This is a genomic window from Thermococcus sp. GR5, assembly GCF_012027535.1.
In the GTDB taxonomy this organism is placed as follows: domain Archaea; phylum Methanobacteriota_B; class Thermococci; order Thermococcales; family Thermococcaceae; genus Thermococcus; species Thermococcus onnurineus.
The window spans coordinates 77,526-98,432 of sequence record NZ_SNUN01000003.1 but is presented as its reverse complement, the minus strand read 5'-3'; the positions used below and the strand labels follow the sequence as shown (position 1 = coordinate 98,432).

Genomic DNA, 20,907 nt, shown 5'->3' with positions numbered 1-20,907 from the left:
GGAAATGAAAAAAATCATTGTCTCCCTTTTTGTTCTTATCTTTCTTTTTATAGCTTCTCAATGGATTACTGTTGAAAATCCCATCGAGACAAAAGTTCTTATCAACGGTAACTCCCCGTATGATACAGTTTATGTAACTCCCTCCCAAAATGAGTTTGAGGTCAATATAATTTCAAAGCTCAGCGGAACTTGTGAAATATGTGTAAACCCAATGAATGCCAGTATATCGCCTTCTTGTCTTAGGAAACAGGTTACACAAGGTAAAAATACTTTTAGATTTCTTCTCTCTCCTGAACAGAACATCACGAGACTGTTTATAGAGTACCAAGTCTCCTGTAATCTTACTAACTACCTGACAGAGATATCAATTCTTCAAGATGAGCTATTGACCCCCGGTGTTAGATGGGAAAAAGATAGGTGACCTCTTCTCCGCCCTGAAGGGTAAAGGTTTCAGAAGAAAAATAAAATTTCACTCCACGAACACCGCCGGCTTCATCGGCATCGCGGCCTTTTTCTTTCCGCCCTTGTCCTCCTCTGGGTTGATGATTATCTCCAAGCCAAGCTCCTTCTCGATGAAGTCCTTGGCTTCTCTCAGGGCCTTTTCCTCGTCGATGCGCTTGATCTCAAAGGCTCTGTCCTTTATCAGGCGCTGTATCATCTTGCTTATCTCCTTGCCGTGCTTCCTCATCTCCGGGTCCTTCATGAGCTCGGACATGGCTGCCTTGAAGTCCCTCTTTTCAGCGACGGCCTCAGCAACGCGCCACTTCCACTCTGGAGCCGTGTAGATGTATGCCCTCTTTGCGTCCTCTATCTTCGCAACGCGGATTATCTCCTTGATGTCCTCGATGAGGTTCTTGACGTACTCCTCCTCCAGTTCGATGGTCTCGTTCCACCAGGCCGGGTTAGGCTCGGGCCACTTCGCCAAGCTCACGAAGCCCTCTCCGCCGAGCTTCTCCCAGAGCTCCTCGCTGATGTGCGGTGTGAACGGGGCCATGAGCCTGACCCATACGTCGGCGAGGGTTCTCAGGACGTAGCGCTTTGCCTCGTCGTCCCTTCCCTCGGTTCTCCTTAGATACCAGCGCAGGTCGTTCAGGACTGAATAAAACGCCCACTGCACGGCCGTTCTCGTCCTGAACTCCTCCAGGCCCTTGGTGGCTCCTTCAATGGCCTTGTTCAGGCGGTGCAGCATCCACCTGTCGATGTCCTTCAGCTCGACGCCCTCTTTGGCCTCATAGCTCGCGAACTCGCTCACCAGCTCGTAGAACCTCTCGACCTGCTTCCTGAGCTTGCCGACCTCCTTCCTGCGCCAGTCGAAGTCGCTGTCGTGTTCAGCCAAACCCATTATGTAGAGTCTCACAACGTCTGCGCCGTTCTCCTCGATGGCGTCGATGAAGTTCAGCACGTTGCCCTTGCTCTTGCTCATCTTCTGGCCCTCAAGCGTTCCGAAGCCGTTTACGGCTATGCCCCTCGGCCAGTGCCCCTTCCTGAATATCGCCACGTGGTTGAAGATGAAGAACGTCAGGTGGTTCGGGATTAAGTCTTTCGCCGAGCAACGCCAGTCAAGCGGATACCAGTACTCGAACTCCTCCTTCATCTCGTGGATTATCTCTGCCGGAATGCCCGTTTTCTCAGCCAGCTCCTTCTCCCTCTCTTCGCTGAACTCCTCCCCGAACAGGTAGTCGAAGAACTCCCTGTCGAGCTTCTCAGGGTCGAGCCTGCCCTCTTCTCTCAGCTTGTTGATGTGCCTGCTTATGGTGTAGTAGGCCATGTAGATGGTCGAGTCGCTCAGGCTCTCGATTACCCACTCCGGATCCCATGGAAGTGGTGTTCCAAGACCAACTTTCCTCGCGCAGGCCTTCTTGTCGAGCCAGTCTATTACCGCCTCGAACTGTGTGCGCCTGCTCTCTGGGTAAATCGTCATGTTGGCTAGAGCTTCCCTCGCCTTTTCCTTCCACTCGGGGTTTCCGTAGTCGATGAACCACTGGTCGTGGATTATCTTGATGACCGCCTGGTTGCCGAACCTTGAAATGACCGGCTTCTCGGCGAACTCGTACATTATCTCGGCGATGCCCTTCTCCTGGAGCTCCTTCGCTATTAGGTCCTTAACCTCCTGAACGGGCTTGCCTGCGTAGGGCTCAATCTTGAAGACTCCCTTGTGGTACTCTGCCTTGTAGATGTTCTTGGTGGCTTCCTCGAGCTTTTCCTCGTCCTTCTGGCTCTTTACACCGAGCTTCTCAACTTCCTCAACCGCCGGGAACTCGCCGTAGCCCTCAAGCTTTATCAGCGAGATGTAGCTTATCTCCTCAACCACACGCGGGTCGATGTCGTACTTCAGCAGTATCTCGGTTTCCTTCTTTAAATCCTCTAAAGCCACGTGGTCGAAGGGAGCATGAGCAGGAACGCTCATAACAACTCCGGTCGCGTTGTCAGGGTCAACGAACTCAGCCGGCAGGATTATGACCTCGTCGCCCGTTACGGGGTTCTTCACGTACTTACCAATGAGTCTCTCGCCCTTGAACTCCTTGATGACCTCAATTTCCCTGTCCTGGAAGGAGAGCTTGTAAGCTGCCTCCTTGCTGATTATCCAGGTCTCTTCCCTATCGCCGCGCCTGACCTTTGCTTTGACGTAGATCGCCTCTGGATTCAGCCACATGTTGGTTACGCCATAGACCGTCTCCGGCCTCAGCGTAGCGGCCGGCATGTATATTTCCTCGCCGTTCTCCTCCAGGATAAATTTGATGATGACGTACTCCAGTATCTGAACGTCCTCGCCCTCCATTATGTCGTGGTCGCCGAGCGGGGTGCCAACAACGGGATCCCATCTAACCCTGTGGGCGCCCTTAACGACCAGTCCCATGTCTTTGAGCGTCCAGAACTGCCACTCGATGAACTTACTGAAGGGCGGGAACAGACTGGTGGTGTGGAACTCCCTGCTCCAGTCAACGGAGAAGCCGGCCCTTATGAAGGTCTCCCTCGCGGCCTTCATGAAGTACTTGACTATCTCCTTTGGGTCCTCGAACTTCCACAGTATCTCCTCGGGCACCTTGTAGACGTCGCGGTAAATGTGGATGGTTTTGGGGTCGCGGTTCTTTATGCGCTCAGCGATTCCGACTATCGGGGCTCCCGTGATGTGCCATGCCATGGGGAACAGCACGTTGTAGCCCTGCATCCTCTTAAAGCGCGCTATGACGTCGGGAATCGTATATGTTCTCGCGTGGCCAACGTGAAGGTGGCCTGAGAGGTATGGAAAAGCGACCGTTATGTAGAACTTCTTCTCCTTGGGTTTGGCATTTCTATCGGGTTCAAAGACCCTATCTTCCATCCAGCGCTTCTGCCACTTCTCCTCAATGGCCTTGAAGTTAAGCTCAGCCATGCTCATACCTCCTCAAAGTTTTTCCAAAAGAGCTTGAACGGTAGTCCAGAATAGGGGGGGTTATCGGGGAAATCAGTTATCGATGCGATTTGAACGGTGGAGAAGACACTCCCCCCTCATAGGCATCGCACCAAATAACGGTTTTGAGTATTTAAGGTTTTTGGACATTCAAAAGCGGACAGACTTTTTGTCCACTTTCAGCTCGGCATGGCAAATTATTTAAGCAAGTTGTAGCAAAGTATCCGCAGATTTTAGTTTCCCATCTAAACTTGTTTGGGTGATTGAGATATGCCGGGGAATCCTGAGTTAGTTTATGTTGATGACATTGAGGGTGGTCCCGTCATCGTGGTCAGAAAGTATGAGGATTATAAGTCTCTCTTAAATAAATACAAACCGGACGTTATGTATGCATCTAACAGATATTTCTACTTCTGGGACGGCAACAAGTTTTATGCACTCAGAAGGAGAGGATACAAGACGTTTAGGGATTTGGAGCTGTCGGTGAAGCTCGGGTTTTGGGATGCATCGGAAAATCTAAAATCTATTGAGTCCATTGGGGAGAAAGTTGATATCGACTATGTGAAGATAATAATACGCGGATATAACAAAGAGGGGAAACAGGTGACTCTGAAGTTTAACTCTGAAGGTGAATTGTTCTATTATGCAATGGACAGCGGATTTGAAGATTTTAATGAATTCGTGGACGCCCTGAAGCTTGGTTTCCTTGATGGTGAATCATTCAGAAAAGCCTTATCGGGAGGATTCGCAGGCGCATCCGAATATTTTGATGCAATTGAGGGAGGGTTCACTAGATTTGATGAGTACGACGAAGCTAGGCGGCTTAATATTCCCTCCAAGTGGGAATACGACCTATTTAAGGAACTCAGCCTGATAAATGAAAAGTACTCTTTGAAAACGATAGAAGAGGCTCATCTCATTAAAATTATATGCGACATGCCTGTTGGTGAGAGGGCTTCACTTCTGTCTCTTTGGAATCGTCTGCATTCTGAAAGGACAAAGGTATTGAGGAGATACAACATATGGAATCGGAATACAAACTGGTACGGAGAACCGGAAATCCTGATCAGCCCAAAATCACTTGAGGAGTATCTGGTCTCGTCGAAGATTATACGGAAGTTTGGAAAGTACGATGAGAAAGCCAAGTTGTTTGTGCGGATTCTGCCTGGAGGATTTTTAAGTGAAGACGAGTACAAAGATGCAACTTCTAGAGGGTACAGGAATAGGCGTGAATACTTAGATGCCCAGAAAAGAGGTTTCATTGGTTCCCTTAATAAGTTACGGTCTATCGAGCCCTTCACCATATTTGAAACAACCTACAAAGTTTCAGGAACTCCCAATTTAAACCTTGGTGAAGAGTGCAAGATAAAATCGGGGAGAATTGGTGAGTGGAAGAAGCTGACGCTTAAGGATCTAGGGATCTCAACCGAGGCTGAGCTTTATAGATATGCCGTTGATAACGGCTTTGAGTCATTTGGAGAGTTTTTTGAGTCCCTTAAACTTGGAACCCTGAAACGAGAGGAGTACCTTGCCGCTAAGAAGGGCAAGTTCAAGAGCATACTGGAGTTGTGGATTTCCAAAGGATTGGGTCATTCCAAGAGACAGGAATTGATACAGGAGATTTATGCTGATTATGAGGAGCTTAAGAAACTCAAGGAAACCTACAAACTTAGGACCTACGGAGATGCCTTGGTCTTTAGGTTGCTCCGTACGCTCCAGCAGAAGAAACGGAAGATTGACTTGGACAGCCTGTGGAGATGGCTAAAGGAGTGCGAGTACACATATTTTAGCAGGGAATCACTGTGGTATCACCTTGGTAGAAAAAGCAGGAATTACAGAACCTTCACCAGTAAGGAAGAGCTGGAAAAATACCTCATCACTCTGTTAAAAAGGCACGATGAACTCGGAACCTACGATCCTGAGAGCAAGTTGTTCGTACCGAAACTGCCCCCTGTCATTGTTGATGGAAGCAACGTGGCATGGGAAGGCAGGGATAAAAGGGGCGGGGAAAGGGCATTAGCAAAGAACATTGAACTCGTCGTCGAGAAGCTGAAGGAACTCGGGTACTCAGAAATATACGTCTTTGTGGATGCCAGTCTAAAGTATCAAGTAGAGGACAGGGGATTACTGGAGAAGCTGATTGTATCCAAGATTGTGAAGTTAATGCCTGCCGAAGTGCAGGCAGATGAGTACATAATAAAATACGCCCTTGACATTGACGCGTATATAATCTCCAACGATAGATACAAAGAATGGAGAAAGAAGAACCCGGACCTCGAAGAGTTCATCAAAACACATAGGGTTACTTTCACGATACACAAGGGAATCGTGCACTTTGACGAAAAGATTGAGGGTTTATGAGGGAGCTCACACGATTATCAGCTCCCTCGGTGCCTTCGTCAACCTTCTTCCCTTTCCGCCCTCAACGACCACATCGTCCTCTATTCTAACTCCCCCCAGGCCCGGCACGTAGATGCCCGGCTCTATCGTGAAGGTCATGCCGTTCTTGAGGATTACCTCGCCGTCCGGCCCGATGTATGGCTCCTCGTGGACGTCTAAGCCAAGTCCATGGCCAGTTCTGTGAGTGAAGTACTCGCCATAGCCCGCTTCCGCTATGTAGTCCCTTACCGCTTTGTCAACCTCCTTCGCCTTTATGCCCTCGCGGACGGTCTGGAAGGCGCTCTCCTGGGCGTTCTTGACGATCTCATAAATCTCCAAGAGCTTCTCGTCTGGCTTTCCTAACGCGATAGTCCTCGTTATGTCGGAGCAATAGCCCTCCCACCTGGCGCCGTAGTCGAGGATAACGAGGTCTCCCTTCCTCAGTTTCCTCTCGCCGGGCGCGTGGTGGGGATTTGCCCCATTCTCACCACTGGCAACTATTGGCTCGAAGGATATCCCGTCGGAGCGCTCCCTTATGAGGAGCTCAATCTTCAGGGCAAGGTCTTTCTCGCGCATTCCGATTAAGTTCATGCCGATTATCTCCTCGAAGACCTCATCGACGATCTTTGCTGCCTTCTCCATGAGTCTAATTTCCTCGGCGTCTTTTCTCATTCTAAGCTCTCGCATCAGAATACTTAACGGATGGGACTCGAAGCTTCCAAGCTTGAGAATACCTATCAGCCAGTCTGCCCTCATCGTGTTCTCCACAAGGATCCTGCCAGATGATAGGTCGAGTTCCTTTAGGATTTCGGCGAGCTTCCCGTAGGGATTCTCTCCATCACGCCAGAAGGTAACAGGGAAATCCCTGATGACGTTCTCGTAGAGGCTTGGCGCTAAAAGGTGGTACTCACCGTTCGAATTGACGACCAGAACCGTCAGTCTCTCTCCCGCTTCGTGGATGTGGAGGCTCGTTAGGTAGTAGAGGTTCGTTCCGGGGCTTATCAGCGCCCCGTCGAAGGCTTTTTCCTTGAGCAGAGAAGTGAGCTTGTTGAGGCGCATGGTTTTCACCGCTTCGACTACTCCGCAACTTTTAAAAACCTAATCTCGAACTTCGCCCGACTAGGCGGGGCAAACCCGCGGGATGTTCCCGTAAGGGAGAACCACAAACGAGGAAGGAGGGAGCAAGATGGGAATGTACAAGTACATTAGGGAAGCCTGGAAGAGCCCGAAGAAGAGCTACGTCGGGCAGCTTCTCAAAAAGAGGATGATAAAGTGGCGCCGCGAGCCGGTCGTCGTTCGCGTTGAGAGGCCGACCAGGCTCGACAGGGCCAGGAGCCTCGGCTACCAGGCCAAGCAGGGCTACGTCATTGTTCGCGTTCGCGTCAGGCGCGGCGGAAGGAAGAGGCCCAGGTGGAAGGGTGGTAGGAAGCCCTCCAAGATGGGTATGGTCAAGTACTCACCCAAGAAGAGCCTTCAGTGGATTGCCGAGGAGAAGGCCGCTCGCAAGTTCCCGAACCTTGAGGTCCTCAACTCCTACTGGGTCGGCGAGGACGGTATGTACAAGTGGTTCGAGGTCATCATGGTCGACCCTCACCACCCGGTCATAAAGAGCGACCCGAAGATCGCCTGGATCGCCGGCAAGGCCCACAAGGGCAGGGTCTTCCGCGGCCTTACCAGCGCCGGCAGGAAGAGCCGCGGCCTGAGGAACAAGGGCAAGGGCGCCGAGAAGGTCAGGCCCAGTGTGAGGGCCAACAAGGGCAAGACCAAGTGATCCCTTGGTTCCTTTCTATTCTAAGTTTTGTTAGTCTATTCTGATCGAACTGTTTCTTTGCTATTAATTTGTACTATTCAACAAAGTTAGAATATTCATGTTAATCATTCGGGAAGATAGAAAAGCTTAAATATTATAAAATTTTAATATGAACTGAGGTGATAAATTATGGCAAGATATGGATTGTGGTATTTTAAGCCTCAAAATGGGAACTACGAAGCATTTCCTTCCTCCGGAAGTCTTAAAGTATGGCAATATTCCTTTTAGTGGGTATTCCTACAATGATGGATACCGCGATGGAAGGTCCCTTGGAAAGTGGCTTGATTCCGTACTGAGGGGCATAGACTATCTAGTTGTAATTCCAGTTCTTATTGACGAAAGTAGAACCAGAGGAGTCAGAGGAATTCAATATTGGAAAGGATGGGTTAAGGGGGTGTACAACAGCACTGGAGGTTACCAAGTGGGCTTCTATTGGTATCTCGAATATCCCTGGCAGGTTAGTGATGGAATTGTCTATGAGGAGGACATCCAGGAGATTTCTAACTACATCAAAGATAAGTGGCAACAATTCATTTGGATACCATATTTCCATTATTCTTATCCTGATCATATCAGTGATATTACAAAAACAAATATTGGGCTTCTAGCTAAGTACTTTACGTATGTGTTTATTCAACCTAATTACTATCAAGGAACAACTAGAACACTGCAGGATTTTAACGTTGTATTTAATCAAATTGAGGAACTCAAAGAGGAGAACAATCTGAGCAATATCTTTATGGAAATGGAATGTGATGGGAGAGTTAGATCACATGATCCAGAAACTGCTGCGGAGTATAGAGAAAGGGCATGTACATATGTGAATTATACTAAGAACTACCCCCACAGAGCTTACTATTATGACGCTAATCTTCAGAATGTACGAACGATGGAGGAGTACTGTAATGCCCATGGCAAAAGGTATGTCTTTTAAGGTGTTCATTGGCTTTTTTATCTTTACGCTTTTCCTGCCTATTCCATCGGTTTCTGCGGCGTATTCGGGCGTGAAAATCACTACCAAAGTTGTTCCCGGAGACGATGATTTTTTCATTGAGGTCTCTGCATACGGTGTCTACCATCCGAGCGACACCCTAAGTGCTCCCAATCTCACCGAGGACGAATTTCCGTGGCAATCCTTCATGTTCTACGTCTCCAATAGGAGTTCATACATCATATGGCGGGGAGACTTTTCATCGAAGTTTCACAGGGCTTTCTACTCGAACGGCTCCTGGTATCTCCTTCTTCAGGGCGGCTATCCTCTCCTCAGGATAGATGGAAAGCCATTCTCACGGACTTATCCTTACAATTCAACATACACCTCGATAACGGTTTACAGAATTGAAAACGGATGTATAGGGCCAACATGGGTTATCCCCACCTCGTCTCCTGGGGTTTTTGGCTCCGCAAGATTGGAGAACAGCACGATCATTCTGTCATCATATTCTCAGGCTTCTGGGAGGGGATTTGTGGTAAGGGTGCCCTTAAAATCCTTTGAGAGACACATCTCAATAACCAACGCTTCTGCCTTTGCGGATTTGCTCTCGGCTGTACAATTGCCCAACGGCGACGTTATTATCTTCTTTCCAGAGCTCTACTATTTCAGATCAAACGGGACAGTCTATGGAGGAATGTTCAGGAACGGCCGGTTCATCCCGATTTTTAGGGGAAACGAGACATACATTTTCGTCTATAACGGCTCCCTCAGTGCGGTTCCCATTGTGAGGGTGGATCTCAACCTCGGGAAAGTTTTTCCCGAGATCACAGCTCAGTACGGCCTCCGCACCTGCTACCAGAAGAACTCCACAGAGACGCGCTGGTTTCCAGAACTCCCACCGGGACGGCTTTATTGAGCCTTGGCATCGGCCTTATAACTGGAACCATCATCGGATACCTGCTGAAAGGGTGGAGGAGGAAAGTTAATGCGCGGGATGATGAGTTAAGCTCTTGAGGGGATACGTGATTTCCCTATTCTTCCCGACTTTCGAGCTTTATCCTTTTGATTCCCAACTTGTCAAAGGCCTTGTCAGAGCTGATTATCGTCCCACCGCACTTTGCCGCGTGAACAGCATCGAAGGGATTGAGGCCGTGCTCCTTCATGTAGTATGCCGCCCGGAGGTAGTCCTCGTTTTCTTCCCCAATTATCGCCATGACCGCCGCCAAAAGTCTAACGGGGTCAAGGTCGAACTTCTTTGAAAGTATCAGTAGCTCAAGAAACGTCGCCTCCGATGTCGTTATCTCGCCCCTGTATCTTTCGTAGATTTTTCTGGCGCTCTCTTTGAGCCAGTCACTGGGCTTTAAAAGGGCAAGGAAAAAGTCGGTGTCAGCGTAGACCATTTCACTCACCCGCGAGCCTCTCGGCTTCTTTCAGTATCTCCTTCCTCAGCTCCTCAATGGATGTATCTGGCAGATCCTTTCCCAGTTCTTCGAGTTCTTTCAGAGGATCCTCCGGTTTGGGGATTATAAGAATCCCTTCCTCAACCCTGACCAGGTAAACTTCTCTTGGGAGGCCTTTCCTGAGCTCCTTGGGGAGGTACAGCCTACCTTTTGAATCCACTTTTGCCAGCATTTTCCCACCCTAACCTAGTTAGTGGGATTTTATTTAAGGTTTTTCCACAAAGGTTGCGGTTACCTTTTAAAGCGTCCCTTTCAAATTTTTCCGGTGAGACCGATGGCAAAGATAAAGGCACATCACGTCAGGCTGACCACCTTCATCCACGCGACTGAGGATGAGGACAAGGTTCTTGAGGCTATAGGCACCTTCATCCCGGAGGAGATTGACGACGATGACGTTCTCTTTGACATAGTGGAAACGCGGGGCTTCTTCGGCAACCCTATTAAAGTCGTGAACGTCGAGATAAAGCGGAGCAAGGCGGTTAGAAAGTTCATTGACTACTTCAAGGAGCTCCTGAGCGATCGGGATAAAACCTACCTCCTTGACCACCTTGACGAGAAGATTGACGAGGAAGGGACGCTCTATGTCCGCTTTAACAAGCAGAGGGCCTACCTCGGCGACGCGGAGGTTGATGAGGGAGAAGACGTCATCCAGGTCAGGATAAAGGTCAAAGCATTCCCGATGAGAAAGGACGCGGTGGTGAAAGCCGTCAAGGAGTGGCTGGAGGAATGACCCCCAAGCCTGAGGAAGCTTCCTTCTCCCGCGAGCACTGGGTTGAGATGGACGTAAGGAGTGAGGATGCCTACGAGCTGGCCAGTGGGTGGTTTGACGAGGTAGTTTTCACCAAAAGGCTCGTCCTGGAAAAGAGCCTCGACTTCGACGCTCTGAAGGCGGAAATCAAGGAGCTAAAAGAGAGGTACGGGAAGGTTGCCCTCCTCATCGTCACGAAAAAGCCGAGCCTAATAAGGGAAGTGAAGAGCCGCAACCTCAAGGTTCTCCTCTACGTCCAGGGCGGCGACATGAGGATCAACCGCTTCGCTCTAGAGGCCGGCGTTGATGCCCTTATAAGCCCGTGGCTCGGAAGGAAAGACCCCGGCTTCGACCACGTTCTAGCCAGGATAGCGGCCAAAAGGGATGTCGCCATAGGCTTTTCCCTATCACCCCTTCTCAGCGCTTCTCCCTACGAGAGGGCCCATACTCTGCGTTTCATGATGAAGGTCTGGCAGCTGGTGAACAAGTACGACGTCCCGCGCTTCCTCACAAGTTCAGCCGAGAATAGATGGGAAGTCCGCGGGCCGAGGGACTTAATGAGCCTCGGAATAGCGCTTGGCATGGAAATTCCCCAGGCCAAGGCAAGCTTGAACTTCTATCCAAGGATGATTTTGGGGAGGAAAAGCTAAACCTCCTCCCTCAAAGCTGGAAGCTCTTCTGGCTCGTAGTCCTCGAGCTTTCCGTCGAGGAAATCCTCGTAGCCCTTGAGGTCGAGCAGGCCGTGGCCGCTGAGGTTGAAGAGGATGACTTCTTCCTTACCTTCTTCCTTCGCCTTGAGGGCCCTGTCTATTGCAGCTTTGACCGCGTGGGCGCTCTCGGGTGCTGGGACTATGCCTTCCGCCCTGGCAAAGAGCCGGGCCGCCTCGAAGATCTCCGTCTGATGGTAGGCTACTGGCCTAACTATCCCGTGGTTTATCAGAATACTCAGCGTTGGAGCCAGGCCGTGGTACCTCAGGCCGCCAGCGTGTATCGGCGGGACGTAGTAGGTGTGGCCGAGGGTGTGCATCTTCATCTTCGGTGTTAGCCCTCCAGAGTCGCCGTAGTCGTAGGTGTAAACGCCGCGCGTCATGCTCGGTGCCGCCCTTGGCTCAACCGCTATGAACTCGTAGTCAGCTTTGCCGTCTAGTCTATCCTTGACGAAGGGATATGCCAGGCCTGCGAAGTTGCTTCCTCCCCCAACGCAGCCAATTATGACGTCTGGATCCTCAAACTCCTTCATCTGCTCCTTGGCTTCTAGGCCTATGACCGTCTGGTGCATTAAAACGTGGTTGAGCACGCTTCCGAGGGCGTAGCGCGCTTTTTCGTCCCTTAGAACGTCCTCGATAGCTTCGCTTATCGCTATTCCCAAGCCACCTGGGTGGTTTGGGTCTTCGCTCAGGAACTTCCTTCCTATCTCGGTCCTGTCGCTTGGACTGGGGTAGATTTCGGCACCGTAGAGACGCATTATAGTCTTCCTGTAGGGCTTCTGGTAAAAGCTGGCCCTAGCCATGTAAACACGAACGTTTATCCCCATTAGTGCCCCTGCCAGAGACAGGGCAGTTCCCCACTGGCCTGCACCTGTCTCTGTTACGAGCCTCTCGATGCCCTGCTTCTTCGCGTAGTATGCCTGGGCCAATGCGGTGTTTATCTTGTGGCTGCCCGTTACGGTAGCCCCTTCGTATTTGAAGTATATCCTCGCCGGCGTTTTGAGGGCCTTTTCGAGGTTCGTCGCCCTGAAGAGGGGCGTTGGACGGCCTATTTTAGCGTAGAGCTCACGAACTTTCTTTGGAATATCGATGTATCGCTCCATGCTCATTTCCTGCTTCACCAACTCAGATGCGAAGATGCGGAGCAGCTTCTCTGACTCCATGGGCTCGTCCGTCTCCGGGTCGAGGGGCGGTGCCAAAGGCTCCGGTAGGTCTGGCAGGATGTTGTACCACCTCTTTGGCATTTTGGAATCTGGCAGAACGGCTTTCATTCAAACCACCTCCTGATTTTTGGAAGAAGTCCCAAAGGTGAGGGAATAATGAGCGTGAGGACTAACCCAGAGCAGAAAGTTCCAGCTGGGTAGGAGTATAAGCTCAATCTTCTAGAACCTCCAAAAACGAGCCCCCCTATCAGTCAGGCCAAAAACGATCCCGCCCTTGAGCTGTTAGGCTAACCCGAACATTCAGGGGGACCTCAGAGACGCCAAAAACAATCACTCCTAGTCATCATGGTGCATCGGAGTTCAAAAGATTGTAATCCTTAAATGTTTTTCTTCAAATTGACTGGAGAAATGACAATTATTTCCACGAATATGTTGGGATTTTTGACATTTTTGCAAGCTCTGGGCTGCGAAGGGATGTTCTAGATACATGCCTGCCAAAACTTTTCGCCCGGGTTTGGATAGGATTGCCCCGTTTGATATTGAGGCCAAATACATCTTGAAAGACCGTTCCATGGACGGGATGCATTTTCGCGTGAGGATCCAACCGCACTGATTGCGGCAAGGGCAATCGTAGCGGAAACGGTTATTAACCTCCCCTTACAATATCATATGATGCCTAATGCTCCGGCTTGAGGTCTACTGTGATGAAACCGAGGAAGAGCAAGTTTCCGCGGTTCTCGGTAAGTGGAACGTCCAGTTCTACGTGGAAGAGGTTAGGGGCAACGATAACCGCGTCCTCAAGTTCGTGGCCTTTGTCCCGGATTTCATCATAAACGACCTTGCAGACGAGCTCATGAAGGTCATCGACCTTAGAAAAGGGCACTCGGCGATAACGTGGTCACAGGTGAGTGGCAAGTCCGTCAAGTACGCCAACTCCCTCAAGTCGCTCAGGAAGTTCAAGCGCCGCTGGAGCCTTGCGGCTATAGAGAATCTCATAGAAGACGCCAATAACCAGGCAACGGTTGATCCGATCCAGCTCACCCTCGGCGCGGTCGCTTCCATAATAGCCCTCTTCGGATTGATAAACGACAGCATCGTGATGATAATCTCTGCCATGCTCCTTTCTCCTATCCTTGGCCCTCTCTACGGATTCTCTCTCAACGTCGTCATGGGTAGAGGGAGAGATGCCTTAGATGCCGTCTATTCCATCCTTAAGCTCTTGGTAGTAATATTTCTCTCTGCCGCCATCGTGACGCTCCTTCTCAAGCTGGCTGGAACTATGCCTCCTCAGCCAACCTATGAGATAGCGATTCGCGGAAATTCTGGCCTCGTTTACATCCTGCTGGCCGTTATACTCGGCTACGCGGGTATCGTGGCTATAGTCAGCAAGATACCCGAGATACTGGCTGGCGTTTCCATTGCTGCCGCCCTCGTCCCCCCAACGACGGTCATTGGAATATCCCTCGTCATGGGCTGGTGGGATGTTTTCAGCGGCTCGCTGATCCTAACTCTTGAGAATATCCTTGGCCTGCTGACCGGCTCGTTGCTCGGGCTGTATATCCTCAACGTCTCGCCGAGGAGCTACTATGAGAGGAGAGCGGCGAGACTCTACACAAAGAGGACCATGCTCGTCCTAGCGTTGATGATAACCCTGATAGTTCTCCTTGAACTTATGGTTCCGGGCTAAGCAACCTCGGTCTGCTCATAGACAGGTTCACCCTTCCTGTGCTTGACAAGCAGGCTGTAGAAGAACTCCTTCATTTCGGGACTCATGTCGTCATCGAGCAGCAAGTCTGCTCTGCCTCTGTAATCCTTCTCTGCCCTCGTTATGAGGAGAGCTATCTGCGGTGTGAGATGTTCGAGCAGGATTCTAACGAGCTCGGGATAGGCTTCCTCCTCCAGTTCCTCGTCGGCCTCTATGCCAAGGTAAACGGTGAAGCCCTTCATCTGGACAGCAAGGACAAACTCATTCTCACTCAACTCGAAGAACGAAAAGTTGTAGCTCTTGGATTCGACTCTCGCAAGCAGGACTCCCCGTATTGAGAGCGTAACAGGCTCATCCTCTATCTCGAACACAAGGTCCTTCGCAAGCTCCCTCTGCGCTATTGTGTAAAGCTCCTCTATCCTCATGATTTTCCATCATTATCTGGGGATAAAAGGGTTTCGCGTCACGTTTTTAACGATGAACTTCAAAAATATCACGGTGGTGTTATGAAGATCACGCGCTTCGGTGTCTCTGTTCCGGACGAGTTGCTCGAGAAGTTTGACAGAATCATAGAAGAGAAAGGCTACGTCAACAGGAGCGAGGCGATCAGAGATTTAATGAGGGACTTTATAGTTAGGCACGAGTGGGAGGAGGGGGACAGGGAAGTTGCTGGTACAATAACCATCGTATATAACCACGACGAAGCGGATGTTGTTAAAGAGCTTCTCGAACTCCAGCACGACTACGTTGATGAAATCGTTTCAAGCCTTCACGTTCACATGGATGAACACAACTGCCTCGAGGTTGTGGTCGTCAAGGGTAAGGCAGGAAGGATAAAGGAGATCGCCGAGAGGCTCATAAGTCTGAAAGGCGTTAAACACGGAAAGCTTGTGATGACGACCACGGGCAGGGAACTGGTGTGATTGAATCCCGGAGGGAATGGGTATGAGGCTGCTCGGTTTCCTGTCCTCAATCGTCGCTGCTCTATCCTTTGTTCTCCCATGGTTCCGGTTGCCCTGGGATGGACAAATAACGTTTCTTGGCATCCTCCGTGAGATCCTGGCAGGTTCCAATGGATTTGAAGGTGCATTCTGGTGGCTCAACCCTAACACTACGGGCACTATCTTTCTCTTCATAGCGTTCTTCGCGGGTATATTCATGATACTCATCGGGATACTCTTCGGGCTTCTCGGCGGCAGGATTGGGCCGGGCATTGGAGTGGTTGGAATGCTTGTGTTTACCCTCACCGCGTGGCACATATACGGGCAGGGCTTCTTTGAAACGCTCGCTGAGGGATACGTAATAGCGCTACTGAGCTTCGTCGTCGGCTTTGTCGCTGGTGGGGGGAAGAGTCTCTAGCCGATGACCTCGACTATATCGCCGTTCCCGGGGGGCAGGGTAGCCATGATGTCCTCTTCCCTAACTTTGTAGCCCCACTTCTCGAGGATGCGCCTGATCCTCTTCACGAGCTCGCTCTTCTTCAGTGAACCAGGTCTTATGATGATGTACTTATCCGTGTGGGCTTTTATTGCCTCCACCGGCGCACAGACAACGTAATTTTCGCCCTCGTGCTCGATGACACCAACGGCCAGCTTAAGTGGTAGACCGCGGAGCCAGTTCCTCTTTCCATAGACCATGAATGCACCTTTACCGAGATACTCTCCGCTAGGCGCCTGCTTTGTCACCTGGTTTGGATACGCCCAGTATGCATCGGCGCTGTAGAGCCCCTGGCTCCAGGCTTTGCTCATCGAAACGGCGAACTGACAGGCCTCGAAGATAGTCTTCTCTCCAGCCTTCTGACCATCTTTTATAACGACGTGCGGCGCTCCGTAAACGTCCGCGTGGCAGTAGAGATCGTTCTCGTCCATGTGTTTCTTTATCAGATTCTCGTTGGTACTCGCGTCCTTTCCTGCCAGAACGAGGAAGCCCTCACTCGACACGAACCAGCGGAACTTCTCGAACCACTTCTTCTTTCTGCGCTCTATTCTCTTTACCGCAAGCTCCTTTTTCATCTCCTCTTCTATGAGCTTCTCGATTTCATCCAGCTTTCTCTTAGTATCCTCGTAGGCCTTAAGTGCTCCTTCAAGTTTGTGCTTGGCCTTCTTGGCCTTCTCGTAGTAGAGCTCCGCGTTTTCGCCTATGCTCTTGTTGAGGTAGAGCCTGACCTTTTTCCCCTCGAGCTCTATCGTCACGGCCTTCTCCTTAGGGTCAATGGACTTTACCATAAGCGCCGCCTTGTTCCCTGCCTTCTTGCCTTCATCTATTCTCTTCTTGAATTCTTCCCAGCCGAGCCTTTCGGTTGCCTTCCTGAACTCATCCAGAAGCCTTTCGACCATCGTGAAGTTGGCGTATATCAAGTCGCCTATCTCCTGGTTGGCCTTCGCCTGCTCCTCGAAGCCCTTCAGCAGCTCCTCCTGCTTCTTAAGCGTCATGAGGAGCTGCCTCTTCTTGGCCTCGAGCTTCTTTGTCTGTTCAATCTTTGCCTTCTCGAGGGTTACCTTCCCGAAGTATTCATCCAGGGCCTCGCTGAAGGTGCTGAAATAGCGCTTTTCGAAGTTTTCGTAAACCTTCAACTCTACCGGTACTACATCGTGCATGTTGCCGTCTTTGTAGACGATGTTTGGCTTCGGATCCTCGGTGAAGAGGGCCTTCATAGTCTCGAAAATCAGCTTGAGCTCCTCCTCGCTCAGCTCGCTCGCTTTTTTCTTCTTGTCCACCTCTGCCCGAAGAAGAATTTCCTCCGCGTATAGGCCGCCCATGTTGAGCTTTCTAGCCAATGCCCTGACGACTTCAACTTCTTCCTCCAGGATTAACTCCTTAAAGCGCTCCCACTCAACATCGAGCGGGTTCTCCCTTGCTGGCGGGAACTTGTATTCTGCCTTCGGCTTTATCGCCCTGTCCTTGAACTCTTCATAGCGTAAAGCGGCGACAATCCTGTTCTCTCCGTCAACGAGTATGATGTTTCCCCTCCTGAAGAGCTCGCCTATGAGCGTGTAATCGCCAACCCGTATCTTTACAATCCTATCGAAGTCGTGCTGCTCTATGGCATCGATGAAGCCGCCGCTGAGGTGCTTTCTCAGAAGCATCGTGAAGCTTGACGGCATTTTGGGGGCTTCCTTTACGTAAGTCGTGACGTGGAATCGCTTTCCTGCCTGAAGGATGAGATCTTGCCTGCCCTCCTTAGTGCGGAGCTTTATTCTTATCTCGTCGCCGTCGTGATATATCTTATCAACGCGAGAGCCGACCAACGATTGGAGCTCTCTCACGACATAGCGTATGTCAACGCTGCTCATCTCCTCCTTCATTCTCTCACCCGTTGAGATTTCTCAGAGAAGTTTAAAGGGTTGCTGGCTGATTTCGTTTTCCAAACGAAAAATTAAAGGTTAAGGTTAAATAGTTGGCCGTACATAACACTCTAGGTGATATATAGTGAAAGGATATCTAACCTTTGTTCTCCACACCCACATCCCCTACGTGAGGAAGCACGGAAAATGGCCGTTCGGTGAGGAGTGGCTCTACGAGACTATGAGCGAGACCTATCTGCCCCTGCTTATGGAGTTTGAGAGGCTGAAGGCTAAAGGCGTGAAGTTCAGTCTGGTCATAAACGTCACACCGGTTCTCGCCGAGCAGCTGACCGATGATTATATCAAACATAGCTTTGAGGGGTACTTGACACACAAACTGAAAGCAACGGAGAAAGACCTGAGGAGTGGAAAGTACGACGAGAAAGCTGTAAGCTTCATGCTCGACCACTTCAGAAAAGTCCACTACTACTGGAAAGCTATCAATGGTGACATCATAGGGAAGCTCCGCGAGCTTCAAAAGGAGGGCTACATCGAGGTGATAACTTCAGCCGCGACCCACGGTTACTTGCCCCTGCTTGGCAGGGACGAGACCATACGTTCTCAGCTCGCCAACGGCATTTTAACCTATGAGAAGCACTTCGGCAGGAAGCCTAGGGGGATATGGTTGCCCGAATGCGCCTACAGGCCAGGGGGAGAATGGCCACTGCCCGGCGGAAAGAACGTGTGGAGACGGGGAATCGAGAAGTTTCTCGAGGAGTTAGGTCTGGAATACTTCTTCGTGGAGAGCAGCCTAATTGATGAGGGGCCCGTAACGAGGGAGTACGGTGAGGTGCCTCTGGCCGAGACGGAGAAGAGCACACTCCGGCCTTACTGGATCAAAGGAAGCAACATTGCGATCTTCGCCAGAAACCGCGAGGCTGGCCACCGGGTCTGGAGTGCCCACTTCGGCTACCCCGGTGACTTCTGGTACAGGGAGTTCCACAAGAAGGCCGAGGAGAGTGGCGGCCAATACTGGCGGGTAACGGGTAGGGACGTTGGCCTCGATGATAAGGAGTCCTACGACCCTGACAAGGCTATGGAGCGTGTTGAGGAACATGCGAGACACTTCGTTTCGCTGATTGAGCGCCTCCTGGCGGAGCATGAGGAGAATTTCGGTGAGAAGGGGATAATCGTCTCGCCGTATGACACTGAGCTCTTTGGCCACTGGTGGTTTGAGGGGGTTAAATGGCTTGGAAGGGTTCTTGAGCTCATGGCAGAGTGCGAGATAAGGACGACGACGCTTTCAGAGTTTCTCGATAGCTACTCCGGTGAGAGGCACGAGATAGAACTCCCCGAGGGTTCCTGGGGCAAAAATGCGGATCACTCGATATGGTGGAACGAGGAGACGGAATGGACCTGGGAGTACGTGTATTCAGCGGAGGACAGGATGGTGGAGCTGGCGACTAAATACTATGGTAAAGACCGGCTAGCTGACAGAATTCTGGAGCAACTCGCAAGGGAACTCCTCATCTTGGAGGCGAGCGACTGGCAGTTCCTCATCACTACGGGTCAGGCGAAGGAGTACGGTAAGAGAAGGATCCTCCTCCACGCAAGTGACTTCCACAGGCTAGCCAATGAGCTTGAGATGTACATGGAGACCAGACAGTTTAACTTCAAGCTTCTCGAGGAGCTCGAAGAGCGCGACAATCTATTCAGATCCATTATCGTTGCTCACTACTTGAGCGGGAATCCTCCTGGGGTTCCGGAATACGTTGAGCCACCTGAGGTTCCGCCTGAGAAGATGGAGGAAAAACCCGAAGAACTCGTCAAGATGGAAGAGTAAAGGGCCTATGCGACGGAGGTTGCCGAAACCTTCGCCCGGAAGCCCAAAAGAGGGACGGAGAGCTGCAGTGCTATCCGGGAAAGAGGGAAAAGCTGTCCTCAAAAGGTGAAGCAGATCCGCGAGAGAACAAGAAAACTATCAGAAAGCCCAAAAGTAACCTGCTTAAGATAATGAATATCTGCCAAAAGCATGGCTAAGATACGGCCTCGAGGAGCTGGCGAAGAAAACCCTCATCCCCATCAAGCGCCTGAAGGAGTTCGTGGATCAAATTGAGTAAAATCCGCTTTTTGCTATTATTCTTTGCTCTTCCAAAAGGCTTTTTTGGAGTTTCTTCGAAGTACTATATTGTGATAGCCATGAAAAAATCGAAGCAATTATCCGGAATGAAGATTTTGAGAACATCAAGAAGGCCCTGAAGAGTGCCGGTATTATCCCGATGACGGTCTACCCCGTCCAGGGCAGGGGCGTTCAGGGTGGTGTTCCCCCATATGATCTTCTGCCCAAGGTGAAGATCGAGCTCGTCGTGAAGGACGAGGACGTTGAGCGGGTCATAGAGATTGTTGCTAGAAATGCTAGGCGGGGCATTCCCGGAGACGGAAAGATATTTGTTCTGCCCGTTTATGATGCCATTAGGATAAGAACAGGGGAGAGGGGCAACGAGGCCCTATATTAAAGGAACGCGTGCCTGTGCTTGTAGAGGGCGTAGCTCGCGTAGCCAAGCAGAATCAAGCTGGCCGCTCCCGCGAGCAATATTATGGCTGCTATAGCCTGAGCGAAGGCAAGGCTCTTGCCGAGCTCTTGAGCTATCCTCATGAGCTCTTCTTGGTTAGTCAGTGCGTATATTCCATACCTTATCGAAAACGCTCCCATGACCATTGGTATGGGCATAACAGCAAAGGCGAGCATGAGTCCGAGATTTCCTCTCTTCCTCATACTAAGCATTGCTAAGAGTGTTGGAATTATCAGTATAAGGGCTGTCACGGCGTAAACCGGTCCAAAAATTCCTGAGACAATGTAGAACGGGATCATCCCAAATAAGAACGCCCGATAGGCTCTGTGGAGAACCTTAACTTCCCCAGCGAAGTCGTAGGGAGCGGCCTTTGAGTACTTGTTGAGTGCCACAATGTCTTTCATGTATTCCTTTTCCCCCATCTTTTCGAGGTATCTGTCGGTGGTGTTGTTCTTGATTTTGACAGCCCTTTTGAGGAAGAAGTTGGCAAGCTCCTGATTGTCCACGGCAACGTTCTCCGACAGTTCCATGAAGTTTCTCCTCGCCTCTTCGAGGAGCTTTAGGGCTTTCTGCTTATTCTTATCTGAGAGCTTGGTAAGGGAGTTAATTTTTTTCTCAATATCCTCAATGGTCTGCGCTACATCTCGCAGAATCTCTTGGCTTTTCATAAAAGCACCTCCAAAAGATAAAATAAAAGGGAGCTTTAAGCCTTTTGCTCCTTTTCGGCACGAAGTAGCTTTGTAATGCTCCAGT

At 50.5% G+C, this 20,907-nt stretch carries 20 protein-coding genes; 12 read left to right on the top strand and 8 right to left on the bottom strand.

Annotated elements, in window-relative coordinates; all coding sequences use genetic code 11:
- Positions 1-4: 4 nt before the first annotated feature.
- Positions 5-421: a hypothetical protein gene (locus E3E33_RS03885; protein ID WP_167711083.1), complete on the top strand. Its 417-nt coding sequence runs from the start codon at positions 5-7 to the stop codon at positions 419-421.
- 48 nt (positions 422-469) lie between these two features.
- Here the strand turns inward: E3E33_RS03885 and leuS are convergent, their stop codons facing one another.
- Positions 470-3,373, bottom strand: coding sequence for a leucine--tRNA ligase (gene leuS, locus E3E33_RS03880; protein WP_167711085.1), 2,904 nt, complete (start codon positions 3,371-3,373; stop codon positions 470-472).
- Between the two features lie 288 nt (positions 3,374-3,661).
- On the opposite strand from leuS, the gene E3E33_RS03875 reads away from it, so the two are divergent.
- Complete coding sequence (locus tag E3E33_RS03875; protein WP_167711087.1) at positions 3,662-5,752, top strand: hypothetical protein; 2,091 nt, start codon at positions 3,662-3,664, stop codon at positions 5,750-5,752.
- A 6-nt stretch (positions 5,753-5,758) separates the two neighbouring features.
- On the opposite strand, the gene E3E33_RS03870 is transcribed toward E3E33_RS03875, so the two are convergent.
- Positions 5,759-6,829, bottom strand: a complete 1,071-nt coding sequence (locus E3E33_RS03870) for a Xaa-Pro peptidase family protein (protein ID WP_167711148.1) — start codon at positions 6,827-6,829, stop codon at positions 5,759-5,761.
- A gap of 127 nt (positions 6,830-6,956) precedes the next feature.
- On the opposite strand from E3E33_RS03870, the gene E3E33_RS03865 reads away from it, so the two are divergent.
- From E3E33_RS03865 to E3E33_RS03855, 3 genes are all read left to right on the top strand, one after another.
- Positions 6,957-7,541, top strand: coding sequence for a 50S ribosomal protein L15e (locus E3E33_RS03865; RefSeq protein ID WP_012571102.1), 585 nt, complete (start codon positions 6,957-6,959; stop codon positions 7,539-7,541).
- A gap of 205 nt (positions 7,542-7,746) precedes the next feature.
- Positions 7,747-8,514: a DUF4855 domain-containing protein gene (locus tag E3E33_RS03860; RefSeq protein ID WP_167711089.1), complete on the top strand. Its 768-nt coding sequence runs from the start codon at positions 7,747-7,749 to the stop codon at positions 8,512-8,514.
- Positions 8,486-9,430, top strand: coding sequence for a hypothetical protein (locus tag E3E33_RS03855; RefSeq protein WP_167711092.1), 945 nt, complete (start codon positions 8,486-8,488; stop codon positions 9,428-9,430). The genes E3E33_RS03860 and E3E33_RS03855 overlap by 29 nt, the downstream gene beginning before the upstream one ends.
- A gap of 115 nt (positions 9,431-9,545) precedes the next feature.
- On the opposite strand, the gene E3E33_RS03850 is transcribed toward E3E33_RS03855, so the two are convergent.
- Complete coding sequence (locus tag E3E33_RS03850) at positions 9,546-9,914, bottom strand: PIN domain-containing protein (RefSeq protein ID WP_167711094.1); 369 nt, start codon at positions 9,912-9,914, stop codon at positions 9,546-9,548.
- Between the two features lies 1 nt (position 9,915).
- Positions 9,916-10,146 (bottom strand): AbrB/MazE/SpoVT family DNA-binding domain-containing protein, encoded by a 231-nt coding sequence (locus E3E33_RS03845; protein ID WP_167711096.1) that lies wholly within the window; start codon positions 10,144-10,146, stop codon positions 9,916-9,918.
- 102 nt (positions 10,147-10,248) lie between these two features.
- Between E3E33_RS03845 and E3E33_RS03840 the strand changes: the two genes are divergently transcribed.
- A complete protein-coding gene (locus tag E3E33_RS03840; protein WP_012571103.1) occupies positions 10,249-10,704 on the top strand; it encodes an RNA-binding protein in 456 nt (151 codons plus the stop codon).
- Positions 10,701-11,372, top strand: a complete 672-nt coding sequence (locus E3E33_RS03835; protein ID WP_167711150.1) for a Ribonuclease P protein component 3 — start codon at positions 10,701-10,703, stop codon at positions 11,370-11,372. Before E3E33_RS03840 ends, E3E33_RS03835 begins: the two co-directional genes overlap by 4 nt.
- Here E3E33_RS03835 and E3E33_RS03830 read toward each other — a convergent pair.
- On the bottom strand, positions 11,369-12,700 hold the full coding sequence (locus E3E33_RS03830) for a TrpB-like pyridoxal phosphate-dependent enzyme (protein WP_167711098.1): 1,332 nt from the start codon (positions 12,698-12,700) through the stop codon (positions 11,369-11,371). The two genes, E3E33_RS03835 and E3E33_RS03830, sit on opposite strands and share 4 nt — an antisense overlap.
- Positions 12,701-13,271: 571 nt before the next feature.
- On the opposite strand from E3E33_RS03830, the gene E3E33_RS03825 reads away from it, so the two are divergent.
- Positions 13,272-14,279, top strand: a complete 1,008-nt coding sequence (locus E3E33_RS03825) for a TIGR00341 family protein (RefSeq protein ID WP_012571106.1) — start codon at positions 13,272-13,274, stop codon at positions 14,277-14,279.
- Here the strand turns inward: E3E33_RS03825 and E3E33_RS03820 are convergent.
- Entirely contained in the window at positions 14,276-14,722 is a 447-nt protein-coding gene (locus E3E33_RS03820; RefSeq protein ID WP_167711100.1) for a hypothetical protein, read from the bottom strand. The genes E3E33_RS03825 and E3E33_RS03820 overlap by 4 nt on opposite strands.
- A gap of 81 nt (positions 14,723-14,803) precedes the next feature.
- Between E3E33_RS03820 and nikR the strand changes: the two genes are divergently transcribed.
- Positions 14,804-15,220 (top strand): nickel-responsive transcriptional regulator NikR, encoded by a 417-nt coding sequence (gene nikR / locus E3E33_RS03815; RefSeq protein WP_012571108.1) that lies wholly within the window; start codon positions 14,804-14,806, stop codon positions 15,218-15,220.
- 22 nt (positions 15,221-15,242) lie between these two features.
- Positions 15,243-15,656 carry an amino acid permease gene (locus tag E3E33_RS03810; RefSeq protein WP_167711102.1) on the top strand — a complete coding sequence of 138 codons (414 nt, stop codon included), beginning with the start codon at positions 15,243-15,245 and terminating at the stop codon, positions 15,654-15,656.
- Here E3E33_RS03810 and rqcH read toward each other — a convergent pair.
- Complete coding sequence (gene rqcH, locus E3E33_RS03805; protein ID WP_167711104.1) at positions 15,653-17,602, bottom strand: ribosome rescue protein RqcH; 1,950 nt, start codon at positions 17,600-17,602, stop codon at positions 15,653-15,655. The two genes, E3E33_RS03810 and rqcH, sit on opposite strands and share 4 nt — an antisense overlap.
- Before the next feature lie 124 nt (positions 17,603-17,726).
- Here rqcH and E3E33_RS03800 point away from each other — a divergent pair, with 124 nt between their 5' ends.
- Together E3E33_RS03800 and E3E33_RS03795 are read left to right on the top strand one after the other, a co-directional pair.
- On the top strand, positions 17,727-19,424 hold the full coding sequence (locus E3E33_RS03800; RefSeq protein ID WP_167711106.1) for a 1,4-alpha-glucan branching protein: 1,698 nt from the start codon (positions 17,727-17,729) through the stop codon (positions 19,422-19,424).
- A 364-nt stretch (positions 19,425-19,788) separates the two neighbouring features.
- Complete coding sequence (locus E3E33_RS03795) at positions 19,789-20,097, top strand: P-II family nitrogen regulator (RefSeq protein WP_167711152.1); 309 nt, start codon at positions 19,789-19,791, stop codon at positions 20,095-20,097.
- Here the strand turns inward: E3E33_RS03795 and E3E33_RS03790 are convergent.
- Positions 20,094-20,822 carry an alpha-glucosidase gene (locus E3E33_RS03790; protein WP_167711107.1) on the bottom strand — a complete coding sequence of 243 codons (729 nt, stop codon included), beginning with the start codon at positions 20,820-20,822 and terminating at the stop codon, positions 20,094-20,096. The two genes, E3E33_RS03795 and E3E33_RS03790, sit on opposite strands and share 4 nt — an antisense overlap.
- Positions 20,823-20,907: the final 85 nt, after the last annotated feature.